The following is a 17,785-nucleotide window of genomic DNA, read 5'->3' as shown; positions in this document are numbered from 1 at the left end:
GTCACATCTGGGCTGATGTGTCGCGAGATCCTGGGGCTGACGACAAAACAATGAAGACGATCACATTTTTCTCGTCACGCCAAGCCAAAGGGAGTAAGCTTGCGCGCGCACTGGGTATCCTCGCTGATACTGCGCCTGGTTGAATGCGCCCTATGTTGCGCGACCAATCAAGCCCCCCACTGTGTTGATTGAAGTCTTCTCTTCCTCACCGGATCCATTCCGCAGAAAGGGCCGGACTTCCTCTTTTGTCCGGCATCATCCGTCCACGGGGCGGAGCTGCCTTATTACTCTCAAGTAGGTTGTTATGAGTTTTTCCTCCCTCGGTCTTTCCGAATCCTTGCTGCGCGCCGTTGCCGAGCAGGGTTATGAAACCCCATCTCCGATCCAGTTACAGGCGATCCCCGCCGTACTGGATGGTCGTGATTTGATGGCTGCGGCCCAGACCGGTACCGGTAAGACCGCTGGTTTTACCTTGCCCATGTTGCAACGTCTGATGGGGACTCCAGATCGGCCTCGCAAGAAAGTCTCGCCCAACCGAGTGCGGGCATTGGTGTTGACCCCGACCCGTGAACTGGCTGCGCAAGTCGGCGAGAGCGTGGCGACCTATGGTAAACACCTGCCATTGCGTCACAGCGTGGTGTTCGGTGGCGTCGGTATCAATCCGCAAATGATGGCGTTGCGCAAGGGGCTGGACGTGTTGGTGGCTTGCCCGGGGCGTTTGCTGGATCTCTACTCCCAGAATGCGGTGCGTTTTGATGAACTGGAAATTCTGGTGCTGGATGAAGCGGATCGCATGCTCGATATGGGCTTCATTCACGATATTCGGCGCATTCTGAAGTTATTGCCGCAGAAGCGTCAGAATCTGATGTTCTCCGCCACTTTTGCCGATGAAATCCGCGAATTGGCCACAGGTATGTTGAATAACCCACTGCTGGTCGAAGTAGCGCCGCGCAATAGTACGGCCGAGCGCATCGAGCAACTGGTGCATCCGGTGGATAAGGCCAACAAGCCAGCCTTGTTGTCTCATCTGGTCAGCAGCCATAACTGGGAACAGGTGCTGGTCTTTACCCGAACTAAACACATCGCCAACCGCCTGGCTGAGCGCCTGGAGCGCGATGGTATCAGTGCTGCAGCTATCCATGGCAACAAGAGCCAGGGCGCCCGAACCAAGGCTTTGGCTGGTTTCAAGAGTGGTGATGTGCGGGTACTGGTGGCTACCGACATTGCGGCGCGCGGCCTGGATATCGACAAGTTGCCGCAGGTCGTCAACTTTGAACTGCCCAACGTGGCCGAAGATTATGTACACCGTATCGGCCGTACCGGTCGGGCTGGCGCGGCGGGTCATGCTATCTCCCTGGTCAGTGCGGATGAAGGCAAATTGCTGCGTGGTATCGAGCGTTTGACCAAGCAAGAGTTGCCACGGGAGATTATCGCCGGTTTTGAGCCCGATGCTCAGACTATGCGTGCCATCGAGCAAGGCACTGGCCAACCGGTACGAAAAGGTCAGGAGCAAGAAGGACGTCCAGCGCGCTCTGGCCGTCCGGGACAACCGCGGCAAAATGGTCGGCCAGGGGAAGGGCAGAAGCGTTCAGCTCCGGCGGGTGCTGGTAATGGTGCGCGCGGCGGCAAACCGGCTGCGGATGGTGGTCGTCGTGCGCCGCAACGCGCACCGGATCGTCACGCGAACCAGGCGGTCAAACCTCACGGCAACAAATAATCACCCAATCGTGATCTGTTGACCGCATAAAAACGCCCGTCTTGATGACGGGCGTTTTTTTATGGGGAAATCGAGCGGGTGCTAGCCTGATTTGAATTGATTTTGCCCGGCAATATAATGGAAATTCGCGGCGGCCAGATGGTCGATCAGTTCAGCGGCATCGATATCGTGATAGCGCACTAACTCCTCCAGAGAGGAGAAGTGATCCCGCAACTGGGTATTGACCAAGCTGAGCAGCATGGGGGCGGGTAGGGTGGCAAATCGCGTTAAAGAAAACATAGCTATTCTCCGCTAGATGACAGATCGCCAGAAGTTGATTCTTGGCGGTTTTGTTCGGCTAATCTGCGATTGTGCAGCTGTGCCGGGATCTGCAACAGCAGCTCCCAGAAGCAAAAGGCTTCGGTGACAAAAAGCAGCAGAAATAGTGGACTCCACCAGGATAAGAGACTTCCGGAGGCCATATCGGCACGTAATAGCCAGCCACTACTAAAGCTGCAACACAGCAGCAAACCTGTGCGCAACAAGACCTGCTTACGCCGCCAGCCCTGAGTGTGCAGATTAACCAATCGCTTCGGAAACCAGCTGATGAGTAAACCCACCAATACCAGCATCATGGTACTGAGGGTCAGGGTGAAGTGATTGGGTGAACTGACCGGGTAGAGCCGAAAATAAACAATCAGCAGCGGATAAAAGCTGGCAAAACTCACCACCGATATCAGCAGTAAGGCGCCGCGATTCAGACGAACGCTTCGACAGCCGGTGGCGGTATGAGCATGAAAATAAGCTGAAAATACCGCAACGCTGAAGAGTATCAGTGCGACCAATATGAACCAAAGCATAGAAGCTCCTGCTTGACGATAGAGGGATATCAATCATGCCTGCTGAACGGTCGGTTGAGCAGATTTGTCCGGCAAAGGGTAACAAGGGATGATGGCTGAGGATAGAGGGGAGAGTTGAAGGCGTGGTGATGATATTGTGGTGTAACGACCGTGTGGGTCGTTACACCACAATGCTTATTAAAGATGGCGTATTAAAACTTGACCTGAATAGCCGCAGCCACCTCAATGGCTTGGGTCACTGCGATGTCAGTGTTTTCAGCACGGACCAAGGCGACGCCAAGGCGGCGGCGGCCGTGAATTTCTGGCTTACCGAATAACCGCAGCTGTGCACCCGGGACCAGACGCAAAGCATCCGCCACGCCGTCAAAACGGATATCGGTCGACTCGCCTTCGCGAAGCACGACTGCTGAGGCCGATGGGCCATACTGCTGGATCTGGCTAATCGGTAAACCCAGAATGGCTCGCGCGTGGAGTGCAAACTCGGAGAGATCCTGAGAAATCAGCGTCACCATGCCGGTGTCATGGGGGCGAGGAGAGATTTCACTGAAATAGACCTCGTTGTCACGGATAAACAACTCGACACCGAAGAGGCCATAGCCACCCAATGCCGCGACCACTTCCCGTGCAATGTGCTTGGATTTTTCCAGAACCTCGGCGGACATCACTTGTGGCTGCCAGGATTCCCGGTAGTCGCCATCTTCCTGGCGGTGACCAATTGGTGCACAGAAATGGATGCCATCTACGGCGCTGACGGTCAACAGGGTGATCTCGTAATCAAAGGGCACAAAACCCTCTACGATGACTTTGCCGCGGCCTGCTCGCCCCCCTTCTTGCGCATACTGCCACGCTGGCACGATTTGCTCGGCACGTCTGACGACGCTTTGCCCCTTGCCGGAGGAGCTCATCACGGGCTTGACCACGCAAGGTAGGCCCACGAACTGAATGGCGGCCTCATAGTCGGCTTCATTGTCTGCAAAGCGGTAGGGCGAGGTACTCAAACCCAGAGTCTCGGCGGCCAAGCGGCGGATCCCTTCACGATCCATGGTTAAACGTGTCGCTCTGGCCGTGGGTATCACGTTGAAGCCTTCGGTTTCCAACTCTTGCAAGGTTTCGGTGGCGATGGCTTCGATTTCCGGAATGATGAAATGGGGCTGTTCCTGTTCGATCAGCTGGCGTAACGCTACGCCATCGAGCATGTTGATCACATGACTGCGGTGGGCAACCTGCATGGCCGGAGCATTCGGATACCGATCCACGGCGATGACTTCCACGCCAAGGCGTTGCAATTCGATGGCAACCTCTTTACCCAACTCACCGGAGCCAAGTAAGAGGGCGCGAGTTGCTGAGGGGCTATGGGGGGTACCGAACATGATTGACTCCTCGGGGTTGTGGCCGGTTTGGGCGTTTTGACCGGCGCATGATACCCAGTTCATAAAAATGCGCCAAGCGTTTCAACACCGACGAGCAATCGTTTGCTTCTGTGGATGAAGACGGACTTTTATGGTGCAATATCCAACGTAACCGATAGTTGATGTTTTCAACACGCTGATCCATTCATGTAACGCTGTTTTTTTTAATGGTGCCGGGGTTCGATTATTTGACCGGGCTGGAATAAAGTACGTCGCGGATTAGGGTACGATGTAGCCATATGAGCTCATTTCGACCGAAGAAAACATGATTCGGACAAGATGGTTGATGTAATAAAGAGAACTTAAGAGAGCAGGAATGAACCCTAGACACACTGTGATTCTGGAACTGGTTAACGAGAAAGGACGTGTGGCGGTCGCCGAGTTGGCCGAGCAGGTTGGGGTTTCAGAGGTGACGGTTCGTCAAGATCTGAATTATCTCGAAGAGCAGGGTTTTCTCAAGCGAATTCATGGCGCTGCCACTGTATTGGACAGCGATGATCCGCAACATCGGATCTGGGCGCGCAGCAAGATCAAACTGCATCTGGCTGAAGCTGCTGCCAGTTTGGTGGCGCCGGGCGAGAGTGTGCTGATTGAAGGTGGCAGTGCCAACGTGATGCTGGCCAAGCTGCTGGGGGAACGCGGCGATGTGGCGATTATTACCTCCAGCTCCTATATTGCCCATCAACTGCGGCAGAGCCGAAACGAAGTGATCCTCCTCGGGGGGCAATATCAATCATCCAGCGAGAGTCTGGTCGGTCCTCTGACGCGTCTTTGTATCGAGCAGGTCCATTTCAGCAAGGCATTTATTGGCGTGGATGGGTTTCATGTTGATACCGGCTTTACCAACCGCAATATGATGCGAGCCGATGTCGCCAATTGCATTATTGCCAAGGGCCAGCCATGCATCGTACTGACCGATTCCAGTAAGTTTGGTCGTGTTCATCCTGGCTCCATCGGGCCAACCCGACGGATCAGTCGAGTGATCACCGACAGCAAGATCCCGGCAGCCGATGAAGCCTGGTTGACTGAGCAAGGTGTGGCACTGACCAAGATCGCCTATTAAAAAAAAGACCAGGTACTAGATCCTTGTACCTGGCTCAGGGGAATGGGCTCACTATGAGCCCTAACTTCATGAATCACACTAAACATGAACGCTCTCGCCTTTTAAAAGTAGCCGCTTTTTACTCATTTACCAATCGAACCAAGAACCAGGCTTGTCTCGGTTATACACTGGGTTTATGGTAGCCAGCGTTTCTTGAGGAGTGCTACATGGCAAAAACTGCTTTTTATGATTCCCTGCTGGCGCAATTGACCGGCTTGGTCGAGGGTGAGCCGGATCTGATCGCCAATCTGTCCAATATCAGTGCCTTGCTGAACCTGGCGTTGAGTGATTTGAACTGGGTCGGCTTTTACCTGCTGCGATCATCCGATGAATTAGTGCTGGGACCCTTTCAGGGTAAGCCGGCTTGTATCCGTATCCCGGTTGGCAAGGGCGTGTGTGGTACTGCGGTCGCAACGGCTCAAACACAGCGAGTGGCGGATGTGCATGCGTTTGCCGGTCACATCGCCTGTGATGGGGCCAGCAATTCTGAAATCGTGCTACCGATTTTTCACCACGGAAAGATTGTCGCCGTGCTGGATATTGACAGCCCGCTTTTTGATCGATTTGATGCTGAAGACCAGATTGGTCTGGAGAGAGTTGCGACAGCGCTGGAAAATTTGCGTTGGAATGGGTAACGTGCTCGTAATTGAGTTCGGCACCTTTATAATAGGTGGTTGATTTGACTTGGGGCTTCGCCCTTTTTTATCCAAGGTTTTACATGGAAAACAACGAAAAACTCAAAAACAGCAAAGAGCTGATTGCATACCTCTGTGAACTATTCCCTGCCTGTTTTATTTCAGACGGTGAAGCCAGACCCCTCAAGATCGGTATTTTCCAGGATTTGGCCGCACGCTTGGCTGATGATGAAAAAATATCCAAAACGCTGCTTCGTTCCGCGCTCCGTCAATACACATCCAGCTGGCGTTATCTGCACGGTGTTAAAGCGGGCGCTATTCGGGTGGATCTGGATGGTAATGAATGTGGTGTCCTGACCGAAGAACACGTCACTCATGCCAAACAGGCGTTGAAAGAGAGTAAGGACAAGGTCTTTGCTTCTCGTCGCCGCCCGGAAGGTGAGAAAGCTGAAAAATCAGCTAAACCCCGTCGTCCCGCCAAGCCAAAAGTGGATCCCAGCCAACTGACAGTTGGTCAGGCGGTGAAGGTTGTCGTGGGTAAGTCACCAGTACCTGCCATCATCCGTGAAGTCGTTAAAGAAGACATTCAGGTTCAGCTGGCTACCGGCATGGTCGTGCGCGTCAAAGTCGACCGTATCGTTCTCTAGGAGAGGCGCATTTGAGAAACCATTTGATTCGTGCATCTCTGCTGAGTGTGGCATTAGTCCACTCAGGCTTGGCTCTGGCCATTGCGCCGACAATTAAAGCGACGGAGCTGCCAAAACTGGCGCAGGAAGAACAACACGCCATCGCCAGCAAGCGCATCGCGGCTTTTTTTACCCATAGCCATTACAAGCAGATCCAGCTGGATGACGCCTTCTCCAAGAAAGTGTTTGACCTCTATCTGGAGAGTCTGGATTACAGCCGGAATCTGTTTTTGCAGAGTGATATCGATGGTTTCGAAACATATCGCAAGACATTGCTCAATGGCTTGGATAAGGGCGAACTCTCGGCTGTTTATCATATTTACAATCAGAGCATCCAACGGCGTTACGAGCGTTTGAGCTATGCGTTGCGCCTGTTGGATGCTCCGTTTGATTTCACGCAACAAGACGCTTATCAGTTCGATCGCAAGTCAGCCAGCTGGCCGAAAACGACGGCCGAATTGGATGAGCTTTGGCGGCAACGTGTCAAATTTGATGCTTTGAGTCTGAAACTGGCGGGCAAGAAAGAGAGCGAGATCAAAACCTTGCTGGCCAAGCGTTATCAGACGGCGATCAAGCGTCTTTCCCAGAGCGAAAGCGAAGATGCATTCATGACCTTCGAGAATGCGTTTGCTCGCTCCATCGATCCCCATACCAGCTATTTATCCCCCCGCGAGGCGGATCGTTTCAACAGCGAAATGAATCTGTCGCTGGAGGGCATTGGTGCCGTATTGCAGGCCGATGATGATTTCACTGTGGTGCGCTCATTGGTACCCGGTGGTCCGGCCGACAAGTCCAAGCAGCTCAAGCCGGAGGATAAAATCACCGGCGTGGCACAAGATGCTGGCAAAATGCAGGACATCATCGGCTGGCGGTTGGATGAAGTAGTCGATCTGATCAAAGGCCCGAAAGGGACTAAGGTCAGACTGGAGATCCAGCGCGGCGAAGGTGCCGCACGGCAGTCGCAAGTGGTCGAGTTGCAACGGGATGAAGTCCGTCTGGAAGATCGTGCCGCCAAGTCTTCGGTGATTGAGGCACAAGGTAAAAAAATTGGCGTGATTAACATCCGCAGTTTTTATAACAACCTGCATCTGGATGTGATCAAGGAACTCGATAAGCTGAAAAAGCAAAAAGTGGATGGCATTCTCATCGACTTGCGCGATAACGGCGGTGGCGCCTTGTCTGAAGCGACCGATCTGACCGGTTTGTTTATCAAAAGCGGTCCTGTGGTGCAAGTTCGCGACAGCATAGGTCGCATTGCGCTCGAAGAGGATAATGATGACCGCAGCTATTATTCTGGTCCGTTAACCGTGTTGATTAATCGTTACAGTGCCTCGGCTTCGGAAATTTTTTCGGCCGCGCTCAGTGACTATGGCCGGGCCTTGGTGATCGGTGATACCAGTTTTGGCAAGGGAACCGTGCAGCAGAACCGACCATTGAAGAAGATTTATGACTTCTATGATAAAGAGCTGGGCAATGTGCAATACACGATTGCCAAGTTTTATCGCATCAACGGTGGCAGTACCCAGCATAAGGGTGTCGAGCCGGACATTCATTTCCCGTCGTTGATTGACTCCAGTGAAACCGGCGAGAGTGTCGAACCCAATGCCTTGCCCTGGGACAAGATCCAGCCTGCAAGTTATCAACCGGTCGGCCAATTCACGGCCTTACTGCCTGAATTGGAAAAGCGTCACACGGCTCGGGTTGCCACTGATCCCGAATTCCGTTACGTCACTGAAGACATTGCCTGGTATCAGCAAGAGAAGCAGAAGAAAGTGATCTCGCTGAACGAAGCAGAGCGGATCCGCGAGCGTGATGAGCTGGATGCCAAGTCACTGCAACGTACCAATGAACGCTTGGTTCGGATGGGGAAACCGAAAATCAGTAAACTTGCTGATCTGCCGGCGGACCTCGAGTTTCCAGATGGCTACTTGCAGGAAGCTGCGAATATCACAGCAGATTTGGCCAAGCAGCTTCAAGGTTGATTTCGGCAGATGCTCAAGTAGAAAAAGCGGCCATTGGCCGCTTTTTTGTTGCTTTACACTAACAGCGCTGCAATTTTTGATTGTCTATTTGGTTGAGGCACCAGAAAATTAGGGTAAATGAGAGAAGTTCTCTAGCCGATACTCGCGCTTACAGGATCAGACCATGAATCAAGTTGCTACCTCGCAAGAAAAGTACCGCCTCGATTATCAGGCTCCCCACTACTGGATCGATAGTATCGATCTGGATGTTCAGCTCGATGACCATCAAACCCGGGTAGTTGCTATCAGCCGTGTTCGCCGCAATGGCCAGCACAATGAGCCACTGATCCTGGATGGTGAATCACTGACTCTGACCGCACTGGCGGTTGATGGCATCCCCTATTCTCGCTACCTGCAATCAGCCGGACAGTTGGAAATTGCCGATCTGCCGGCCGAATTTGTGCTGACGGTGGAAACCCTCATTGATCCGGCGGCTAATACCGCGCTGGAAGGTTTATACAAGTCGGGGAGTGCATTCTGTACCCAGTGTGAAGCTGAAGGCTTCCGGCGCATCACCTATTACCTGGATCGCCCCGATGTGTTGGCGCGATTCACCACCCGGATCACCGCCGATAAGGCCCGCTATCCCTATCTGCTCTCCAATGGCAATCGGGTCGCAGCAGGTGATCTGCTGGATGGTCGGCATTGGGTCAGCTGGCAGGATCCGTTCCCCAAGCCCTGTTATCTGTTTGCCCTGGTCGCGGGTGATTTTGATGTGCTGCGCGACGAGTTTGTCACGCGCAGTCAGCGGCGGGTAGCGCTGGAGCTGTTCGTGGATAAGGGCAACCTGGATCGGGCCGAACATGCCATGCAGAGTCTGAAACGGGCGATGGCGTGGGACGAACAACGGTTTGGTCTGGAATATGATCTCGACATCTACATGATAGTGGCGGTGGATTTCTTCAACATGGGGGCGATGGAAAATAAGGGGCTGAATATCTTCAACTCCAAGTTTGTCCTGGCCAATCCGGCCTCGGCCACCGATAGCGACTATTTCGACATTGAACGGGTGATCGGTCACGAATACTTCCACAACTGGACCGGTAACCGCATCACCTGTCGCGACTGGTTCCAGCTTAGCCTCAAAGAGGGGTTGACCGTGTTCCGGGATCAGGAGTTCTCCTCGGATCTGGGCTCGCGTGCCGTGAACCGGATCCACAATGTCCGGGTGATCCGTGGTCCGCAGTTTGCCGAAGACGCCGGTCCCATGTCGCATCCGATCCGCCCGGATGTGGTCATCGAGATGAACAATTTTTACACCGTCACCGTGTACGAGAAGGGCTCGGAAGTCATCCGTATGCTGCACACCCTGTTGGGTGAAACGGCGTTCCAGGCCGGTATGCGTCTCTACGTCGAGCGTCATGATGGTCAGGCCGCGACCTGCGAGCAATTTGTCCAGGCGATGGAGAGCGCATCCGGCCGGGATCTGCAGCAATTCCGCCGCTGGTACTCTCAGGCGGGAACACCTGAGCTGATAGTGCGCGATGAATATGATGCCTCCAGCCAGCGCTACAGCTTGCATGTGAAGCAAACCACGCCGCCGACGGCACAGCAACAGGAAAAACTGCCACTGCATATTCCTCTGAGCGTGGCACTCTATGCGCCCGATGGCAGTGAGCTCCCCTTGTTGCTCGCAGGTGAGGCGCATTCCGGACTGCTGGAGGTGATGCAGGCCGAACAGACCTTTGTGTTCGAGCAGGTCGCGGCACGGCCGGTGGTTGCCCTGTTGCAGGAGTTTTCTGCCCCGGTGAAGCTCGATTATCCGTACCGCGATGATGAACTCAGCTTCTTGCTCACCCACGCCCGCAATGAGTTTTGCCGCTGGGATGCGTGCCAGATGTTGATCAACAACTATGTCATTGCCGGTGTTGCCGCCATGACCGCGGGCTCTGTGTTACCGCAGCCGCAGGCACTCCTGGATTCGTTCCAGCGCGTACTGCAAGACCAGAGCCTAGATCCGGCGTTTGCCGCTGAAATCTTGACCCTGCCCAGCGAGACCTCCTTGGCCGAGCTGTTTAGCCTGGTGGATATCGATGCGATTCATCAGGTGCGTGAACATCTGCTGCAACAGATTGCCGAGGTCTTGCAGCCGCAGTGGCTGCAGGTGTTCCATCACAACCAGGTGGCCGGTGCTTATAGTATCGACGCTGCTGCCATGGCCAAACGGGCATTAGCCAATCTGGCTCTGGGGTATCTGGCGCGAGCGGACCGACAGTTGGGTAACCAGCTGGCTGGCGAGCAATATCAACGGGCCACTAATATGACCGATGCTCTGGCGGCGATGCAGGCTGCCAGTGCCGCAGATTTGCCCGTCTTGCCCGAGTTGTTGCAGGACTTCGAGCGCCAATGGCAGCATGATGGATTGGTGATGGATAATTGGTTCCGCCTGCAGGCTTGCAGAACCCAGGGTGATACTCTGGCGCAGGTTCGGGACTTGATGAGTCATCCAGCATTCAGTCTGCAGAATCCGAATCGGGTGCGGGCCTTGGTCGGCACCTTCTGTGCGGCCAATCCTTCACGGTTCCACGCGGCTGATGGCTCGGGTTATCGCTTCTTGATGGAAGTTCTGTTGGCGCTGAATACCATTAATCCACAGGTCGCGGCGCGGCTGATCGTGCCCTTGATCCAGTTCAAACGTCTGGATGAGGGGCGTAAGGCATTGATCCGTGCCGAGCTGCGCCAACTGGCCGCGTTGCCGGATCTGGCGCGTGATCTGTACGAAAAAGTCAGCCGGGCTCTGGAGCAATAACCATGGAGGCGGGGAGGCCAAGGTCTCCCCATCGAATAGAAATGCCGAGTTACACCTTTCGCTTGAGTTTGAGCTCAGAACAGCTACTCGCTCTGTACCGCGGAGATGCCAAGCGCTTATCGGTATTGAGTGAGCAGGGGTTGCGGATTGAGCTCTCGGCCCAGCATCTGCGCCGTTTTATCGGTCACAGCGGCGTTTATGGCCGTTTTCGCTTGCAGACGGATGAAAACCATCGCTTTATTGATCTGGAGCGGATTGGTTGATCCCGAAGCGGATGCATTGACTCCGCAGAACGTTTACCATTAGCGCCGTTTTTTACTGCCCGAGCGACTGATGTTTTCAGGCCGGGTGTGCATGACATGGCCGACGGACCAACCGCCACTTTCACCCCTAAGGAGCCTCTATGTTTTATCAACTTGCCCGCTATTTCCTGTTCAAACTGGATCCTGAAGTGGCCCATGAATTAAGCATTAAGCAACTTTCCTTATTGGGTGGGACTCCGCTGGATATATTTTTCCGCCAACAATTACCCTCGCGACCGGTCGAAGTCATGGGCCTGCGCTTTGATAATCCGGTTGGTCTGGCCGCTGGATTGGATAAAGATGGCGAAGCGATTGATGCATTGGGTGCCATGGGATTCGGCTTTATCGAAGTCGGTACCGTGACTCCGCGTCCACAGCCGGGAAATGACAAACCTCGTTTATTCCGAGTAATACCCGCCGAAGGGATCATTAATCGGATGGGTTTTAATAACAAGGGTGTGGATCATCTGATCGAGAAGGTAAAAAAGAGTAATTATAAAGGCATTCTCGGTATCAATATCGGTAAGAATAAAGATACGCCGTTGGAAAATGGCAAAGATGATTATCTGATCTGCATGGACAAGGTGTATGCCTATGCTGGTTACATCGCGGTCAATATTTCATCACCGAATACGCCGGGTCTTCGCCAACTGCAATATGGCGCGGCATTGGATGAATTGCTGGCGGCACTGAAACAGCGTCAGCTGGAATTGGCTCAATTGCATGGTAAATACGTTCCTTTAACGGTCAAGATTGCTCCTGATTTGAGTGCCGAAGAATTAGAGCAAGTAGCCCAATCTTTAATGAAGAATAAAATTGACGGCGTCATCGCGACCAATACCACGCTGGATCGCGAGATGATCTTCGATATGCCTCATGCGGCGGAGGCGGGTGGTTTGAGCGGTCGGCCATTACAAGCCAAGAGCACGGCATTGATCCGTGAATTGGCGGGGCACTTGAAAGGATCCATTCCGATCATTGGCGTGGGCGGTATTGATTCGGCCTTGGCGGCCCGGGAAAAGATTGCGGCAGGTGCGAGTCTGGTACAGATTTATTCCGGCTTTATTTATAAGGGCCCGGCATTAATTCGCGACATCGTCGAAAATATTAAATAAAACGACACAAATTACCGGTCTAGTGTTTGTAATATGTGCGCAGATGGAATATAAATTCTCCTGCGCACATATTCATCATAAGAGCTTGGTCATGATCCTGGTACCGAACGATAGCTGGCAATGGAACTACGATGAAAAAACCGACAGCCTGGTGCTGGATCTGTCGGATCGTATGCAGTTCACGACCGCGTTCCGGAGCAAACAGTTAACCTCACAAGCAAAGTGTTCACATCAATTCACTCTGGATGATGCCTCCCATTATTATCATCTGCTGGAGTGCATTGGTGAGTTGCCATTTTCCGAAGCCGAGCGGGTCCAAATTGTCCTTAATGCGATTGCGGTGATCCGTTTTGCCAAACCGCAAATGCCACAGAGTTGGTATTTCCGGGAATTCAATTTACTGCATGAAGCGCCGTTATTTGGCGAGGTTGTTACCCTGGTCTGCGAGTCCGGGCATCGGGATTTTCTGGTGGTTGAACCGGGCGATAATGCCTCGATTTGTTTATTACTAGAGGGGACTATGCAGCTGGCCGAGGATAAAGTCCTCTCCGCCCATAGTTTCATCAAGGTCATGAATAACCGCATTATTCCCTTTCACGCGGTCAGTAATCAGTTGCTGCGTCTGGCCTGATTACGCTCCGACTCGTCACGACGACAGGCCAGAGGACGCATTCGGGTGAGAGTTGGTCGCTGTCGAGAGATGAGTCTGTCGGTTCAGTCGGGACGTGCTTGATAGCCTAGTGGCCACCGAGAGCAGAACTCAGCTAACAAAAAGGCCGTACATGGTGATGTACGGCCTTTTTTTAATCTGGTTGCGGGGGCAGGATTTGAACCTACGACCTTCGGGTTATGAGCCCGACGAGCTACCATGCTGCTCCACCCCGCGTCTGTGTGGAGCGCATAGTAGAGACTTGCCGGTGAGGGTGCAAGCATTATCTCGACGATGGAAGCACAAAGCTTACCGATCCTGACGGGCTTTTTCACTCGAAGGGAAGGAACCGGCTCTGGAGTTGCGCTATAATGTGCGACCTTTATTGCTGGTGTCCGAAAGCTATTCATGACTGATTTTTTTGCAACATGTCCCAAAGGACTCGAATCCCTACTGGCCGCAGAGCTTACCCAACTGGGCGCGGAAAGCGTCAAAGAGACAGTGGCGGGGGTCTCCTTCAGCGGCTCCTTGGAAACCGCGTATCGCGCCTGCCTGTGGAGCCGCCTTGCTTCCCGGATCATGCTGTCATTGGTCAGTTTCGGCGTCCGGGACGACATGGATCTCTATCTGGGGATCAGCAATATTCCGTGGGAAAACTATTTTTCCCCCCATCAGACCCTGGCGGTTGATTTCTCCGGCACCTCTGATTCGATCCGGAACACTCAATATGGTGCCTTGAAGGTCAAGGATGCCATTGTCGATCGTTTCAGCAAGCGGGAAGGGGTGCGACCCAATATTGATAAGCGTGAGCCGGATGTGCGCATTCAAGTTCACCTGAAGCGTGAAGAGGCCAGCGTGGCGCTGGATTTGTCCGGCCCGGCATTGCATCAGCGCGGTTATCGGGCCGGTACCGGTGATGCGCCCCTCAAAGAGAACCTGGCAGCCGCCATGTTGCTGCGTGCGGGTTGGCAGCAGGAACCCTTGCTGGATCCCATGTGTGGTTCGGGTACCTTGCTGATTGAGGCGGCCATGATGGCGACCGATATGGCGCCGGGTCTGCTCCGCGATCGCTTTGGGCTGACAGAGCTGAAACTGCACGATGAGCCTTTGTGGCAATCTGTGCTGGCCGAAGCCCGCGTTCGCGCCAAACGGGGTATGAACAAGAGTACCGGTTTGAAATTTCTGGGCCGAGACAGTGACTTCCGGGTGCTCAATCGTGCTCGCGACAATGCGCGAGCTGCAGGACTGGGCGACCTCATTCGCTTTGAAGAACAAGATGTGGCCCGGATGCAAAACCCGTGGCCTGGTGAACGCGGCTTTGTGGTGACCAACCCGCCCTATGGCGAGCGTCTGGGGGAGTTCCCCGAGTTGCTCAAGCTGTATCAGGAGCTGGGACAATCCTTGCGTCAGGGATTCCAGGGCTGGCGCGTCTCTGTGCTGTCTTCTTCCCCCGATTTGCTCAGCTGCCTGCGTTTACGCGCCGAGAAGCAATATCGCTTGTTCAACGGTGCACTGGAGTGCCAGTTGCGCAACTACCAGATCGCCGAAGACTCAGTGGCTTCGACCAAGATGGTGGCGGAAGATTTCGCTAACCGTCTGCGCAAGAATATCAAGGCACTGGAAAAGTGGGCCAAGCAGGAAGGATTGGATGCGTATCGTCTGTATGATGCGGATCTGCCGGACTACAACGCCGCCATCGACCGTTATGGCGATTATCTGGTCGTGCAAGAATATGCGGCACCCAAGTCGATCCCTGAGGCCGTCGCGCGGCAGCGCCTGTTGGATATGGTGCAGGCCACCATCGCCGTCACTGGCGTGCCGGGCGCCAATCTGATACTCAAGGTTCGAGAGCGGCAGAAGGGCGAACAGCAATACCAGAAGCTGGCCGAGCAGGGGCAGATGCTGGAGGTTCATGAATATGGTGCCAAGCTGCTGGTCAACCTGCAGGATTACCTGGATACCGGGCTGTTTCTCGATCATCGCTTGACCCGCCGCATGCTCGGGCAGATGGCCAAGGATAAGCGGTTCCTGAATCTGTTTGCCTATACAGGTTCAGCCACAGTGCACGCTGCCCTGGGGGGCGCCCGGTTTACCACCACGGTGGATATGTCTCGTACCTATTTGAACTGGGCGCGCGACAATCTGGAACACAATGGTTTGCTCAATTCCCGGCACCATTTTGAACAAGCCGATTGCCTGAAGTGGCTGGCAGAATGTGATGAAGAGTTCGATCTGATCTTCATCGATCCGCCGACGTTCTCCAATTCCAAACGGATGGACGAGAGCTTTGATGTGCAGCGTGACCACCTGCGCTTGATGCAGGATCTGAAACGGTTACTGGCGCCGGGCGGCACTCTTGTTTTCTCCAATAACAAGCGTCACTTCAAGATGGATCTGGAAGGGCTAGCGGCGTTAGGGCTGCAAGCCACCAATATCAGCGAGCAGACCCGTCCCAAAGATTTTGCCCGTAATGTTCATATCCATAATTGCTGGCTCATTCATCACGGCGATGAGGCATCCGCGTAACCGGTGTGGCTGGGTCGATAAGGAAGCTCTCCTTGTCGAGCCGGCGAGCTTTTTTCGGTGGCGAGAGGCTGGCCCAGTGTTTTAATGGTTCATGCTCGCTAAGCACTTTTTCGTAACGAGATGTAAACATGGCGATTTTTTCCCTGCATCAAGCTTATCTTTCCTACAGTGATGCACCGCTGCTTGACCATGTCGACTTGCAGATCGAGCCGGGTGAGCGCCTGTGTCTGGTCGGGCGCAATGGCGCCGGTAAATCGACTCTGCTGAAGGTCATCGCGGGTGACCTGCCTCTGGATGATGGTCGGCGTATTCATCTGCAGGATCTGAAGATTGCTCGTCTGGAGCAAGATCCACCGCAGAGCTCCCAGGAGAGTGTTTTTGATTATGTGGCCAATGGATTGAGCGGTGTAGGTAACTTGTTACAGCGCTATCATGTGCAATCCATAGCCGTCGCCCATGATCCCAGCGAGCAGAACATTCGGCTGCTGAGTCGCCTGCAGGAGGAGCTGGATCACCTCAACGGCTGGCAGTTCGATATACGGATCCGCCAGGTGTTGAGCATGCTGAAACTGGATCCTGAAGCGTCACTGCAGCAACTGTCGGGCGGCTGGTTGCGTAAGGTGGCCTTTGCTCGGGCGCTGGCAGGCGATCCGGATCTGCTGTTGCTGGACGAACCGACCAACCATCTGGACATCGAAGCCATCGATTGGCTGGAGTCATTTCTCAAGGAGTTTCGTGGCGCTATTGTCTTTATCAGCCACGATCGGGAATTTATTCATGCACTGGCGACCCGGATTGTCGATCTGGACCGCGGTCAGGTTAGCTCCTGGCCCGGCAATTACGATCAATATCTGGAAGGTAAGGAAGAAGCGCTGCGTGTCGAAAGTTTGCAGCAGGCCGAGTTTGATAAGAAGTTGGCTCAGGAAGAGGCCTGGATCCGTCAAGGGATCAAGGCTCGTCGCACTCGCAACGAAGGGCGTGTCCGCGCGCTGAAGGCGCTGCGGAATGAGCGGCAAGCGCGTCGTGAAGTCCAGGGGAATGCTCGGCTGCAGGTGGATGAGGCGCAACGTTCGGGCAAGTTGGTATTCGAGGCGGAAAATCTGGGGTACGACATTGAAGGCCGGACGCTGATCCGGGACTTTACGTTCCAGGTGTTACGTGGCGACAAGATTGCGCTGATTGGCCCCAATGGGTGCGGCAAGACGACGCTTATCAAGCTGTTATTGGGCGATCTGTCACCACAGCGGGGGACTCTGCGATGCGGAACCAAACTGGATGTCGCCTACTTTGATCAATATCGCCAGCAGCTCGATCCGGATAAGACAGTGGTGGATAACCTGGCGGAAGGCAAGAGCGAAGTCGAGGTGGCCGGTCGTCGCCGTCATGTATTGGGCTATTTACAAGATTTCCTGTTTGAGCCGAAACGGGCACTAACGCCGGTACGCGCTTTATCCGGTGGCGAGAAAAATCGGTTATTACTGGCTCGATTGTTTCTAAAGCCCTGTAATTTATTGATTCTTGATGAACCAACCAATGATTTGGATATCGAAACATTGGAGCTGTTGGAAGATCTGCTGGCGGAGTATCAGGCAACCTTGCTGCTGGTGAGTCACGACCGCCGATTCATCGACAACACTGTGACCCATTCCTGGTTCTTTGAAGGGGATGGACGGATCACCGAGTATGTGGGAGGCTACGCCGATCTGCAGGCGTTACGGCAACAGATGAAGCCTGCTGAGCCGACAGTGAAGCCGAACAAGAATTTAGAGCCAGAGCGTGTAGCGCCAGCGGCTAAAAAAGCGCGCAAAATGTCGTACAAGCTGCAACTGGAGCTGGATGCATTGCCCGCCAGACTCGAGGCTCTCGAACAACAGTTGACGGAATACCAAACGTTAGTCAACTCGGCTGAATTTTTTTCTCAAGATAGTGTACAGACTCAAAAAGTGCTGGCTGAACTCCAGGCCTGCGAAGATGAATTAGAAACAGCCTTCTTGCGTTGGGAAGAGCTGGAAGCGATGAAACAAGAGGATTGAGG

14 protein-coding genes and 1 tRNA gene are annotated in these 17,785 nt (G+C 53.9%); 11 read left to right on the top strand and 4 right to left on the bottom strand.

The annotated features are described in order from the left end of the window. Window positions 1-304 precede the first annotated feature (304 nt). Window positions 305-1,717 carry a DEAD/DEAH box helicase gene (locus ACZYUB_RS05460; protein WP_463946180.1) on the top strand — a complete coding sequence of 471 codons (1,413 nt, stop codon included), beginning with the start codon at window positions 305-307 and terminating at the stop codon, window positions 1,715-1,717. Between the two features lie 81 nt (window positions 1,718-1,798). Here ACZYUB_RS05460 and ACZYUB_RS05455 read toward each other — a convergent pair whose 3' ends face one another. The 3 genes from ACZYUB_RS05455 to purT form a co-directional block, all read right to left on the bottom strand. Continuing rightward, on the bottom strand, window positions 1,799-1,996 hold the full coding sequence (locus ACZYUB_RS05455; protein WP_463946179.1) for a DUF4250 domain-containing protein: 198 nt from the start codon (window positions 1,994-1,996) through the stop codon (window positions 1,799-1,801). Window positions 1,997-1,998: 2 nt separating this feature from the next. Continuing rightward, entirely contained in the window at window positions 1,999-2,556 is a 558-nt protein-coding gene (locus ACZYUB_RS05450) for a hypothetical protein (protein ID WP_463946178.1), read from the bottom strand. Window positions 2,557-2,747: 191 nt separating this feature from the next. Beyond that, complete coding sequence (gene purT / locus ACZYUB_RS05445) at window positions 2,748-3,926, bottom strand: formate-dependent phosphoribosylglycinamide formyltransferase (RefSeq protein WP_463946176.1); 1,179 nt, start codon at window positions 3,924-3,926, stop codon at window positions 2,748-2,750. 355 nt (window positions 3,927-4,281) lie between these two features. Here purT and ACZYUB_RS05440 point away from each other — a divergent pair, with 355 nt between their 5' ends. The 8 genes from ACZYUB_RS05440 to ACZYUB_RS05405 all read left to right on the top strand — a co-directional run bounded on the left by ACZYUB_RS05440 (window position 4,282) and on the right by ACZYUB_RS05405 (window position 13,206). Then, window positions 4,282-5,028, top strand: a complete 747-nt coding sequence (locus tag ACZYUB_RS05440; protein ID WP_460884882.1) for a DeoR family transcriptional regulator — start codon at window positions 4,282-4,284, stop codon at window positions 5,026-5,028. A 206-nt stretch (window positions 5,029-5,234) separates the two neighbouring features. Beyond that, on the top strand, window positions 5,235-5,702 hold the full coding sequence (locus ACZYUB_RS05435; protein ID WP_463946174.1) for a GAF domain-containing protein: 468 nt from the start codon (window positions 5,235-5,237) through the stop codon (window positions 5,700-5,702). An 83-nt stretch (window positions 5,703-5,785) separates the two neighbouring features. Beyond that, window positions 5,786-6,349, top strand: a complete 564-nt coding sequence (gene proQ, locus ACZYUB_RS05430) for an RNA chaperone ProQ (protein ID WP_463946173.1) — start codon at window positions 5,786-5,788, stop codon at window positions 6,347-6,349. 11 nt (window positions 6,350-6,360) lie between these two features. Next, window positions 6,361-8,370 (top strand): carboxy terminal-processing peptidase, encoded by a 2,010-nt coding sequence (gene prc / locus ACZYUB_RS05425; protein WP_463946171.1) that lies wholly within the window; start codon window positions 6,361-6,363, stop codon window positions 8,368-8,370. Window positions 8,371-8,533: 163 nt separating this feature from the next. Then, on the top strand, window positions 8,534-11,158 hold the full coding sequence (pepN, locus tag ACZYUB_RS05420; protein WP_463946170.1) for an aminopeptidase N: 2,625 nt from the start codon (window positions 8,534-8,536) through the stop codon (window positions 11,156-11,158). 41 nt (window positions 11,159-11,199) lie between these two features. Beyond that, window positions 11,200-11,421 (top strand): DUF2835 domain-containing protein, encoded by a 222-nt coding sequence (locus tag ACZYUB_RS05415; RefSeq protein WP_463946168.1) that lies wholly within the window; start codon window positions 11,200-11,202, stop codon window positions 11,419-11,421. Between the two features lie 140 nt (window positions 11,422-11,561). Then, window positions 11,562-12,575, top strand: coding sequence for a quinone-dependent dihydroorotate dehydrogenase (pyrD, locus tag ACZYUB_RS05410; protein ID WP_463946167.1), 1,014 nt, complete (start codon window positions 11,562-11,564; stop codon window positions 12,573-12,575). 91 nt (window positions 12,576-12,666) lie between these two features. Further along, window positions 12,667-13,206, top strand: coding sequence for a cell division protein ZapC (locus ACZYUB_RS05405; protein WP_463946165.1), 540 nt, complete (start codon window positions 12,667-12,669; stop codon window positions 13,204-13,206). Window positions 13,207-13,384: 178 nt separating this feature from the next. Here the strand turns inward: ACZYUB_RS05405 and ACZYUB_RS05400 are convergent. Continuing rightward, a tRNA-Met gene (locus ACZYUB_RS05400) sits at window positions 13,385-13,461 on the bottom strand. A gap of 171 nt (window positions 13,462-13,632) precedes the next feature. On the opposite strand from ACZYUB_RS05400, the gene rlmKL reads away from it, so the two are divergent. Together rlmKL and ACZYUB_RS05390 are read left to right on the top strand one after the other, a co-directional pair. After that, window positions 13,633-15,750 (top strand): bifunctional 23S rRNA (guanine(2069)-N(7))-methyltransferase RlmK/23S rRNA (guanine(2445)-N(2))-methyltransferase RlmL, encoded by a 2,118-nt coding sequence (gene rlmKL, locus ACZYUB_RS05395; RefSeq protein WP_463946164.1) that lies wholly within the window; start codon window positions 13,633-13,635, stop codon window positions 15,748-15,750. Window positions 15,751-15,878: 128 nt separating this feature from the next. After that, entirely contained in the window at window positions 15,879-17,783 is a 1,905-nt protein-coding gene (locus ACZYUB_RS05390) for an ABC transporter ATP-binding protein (RefSeq protein WP_463946162.1), read from the top strand. Window positions 17,784-17,785: the final 2 nt, after the last annotated feature.

This window comes from Pseudaeromonas sp. HNCC25DJ182 (assembly GCF_055413365.1).
This window is presented reverse-complemented; position numbering and strand designations above follow the sequence as displayed.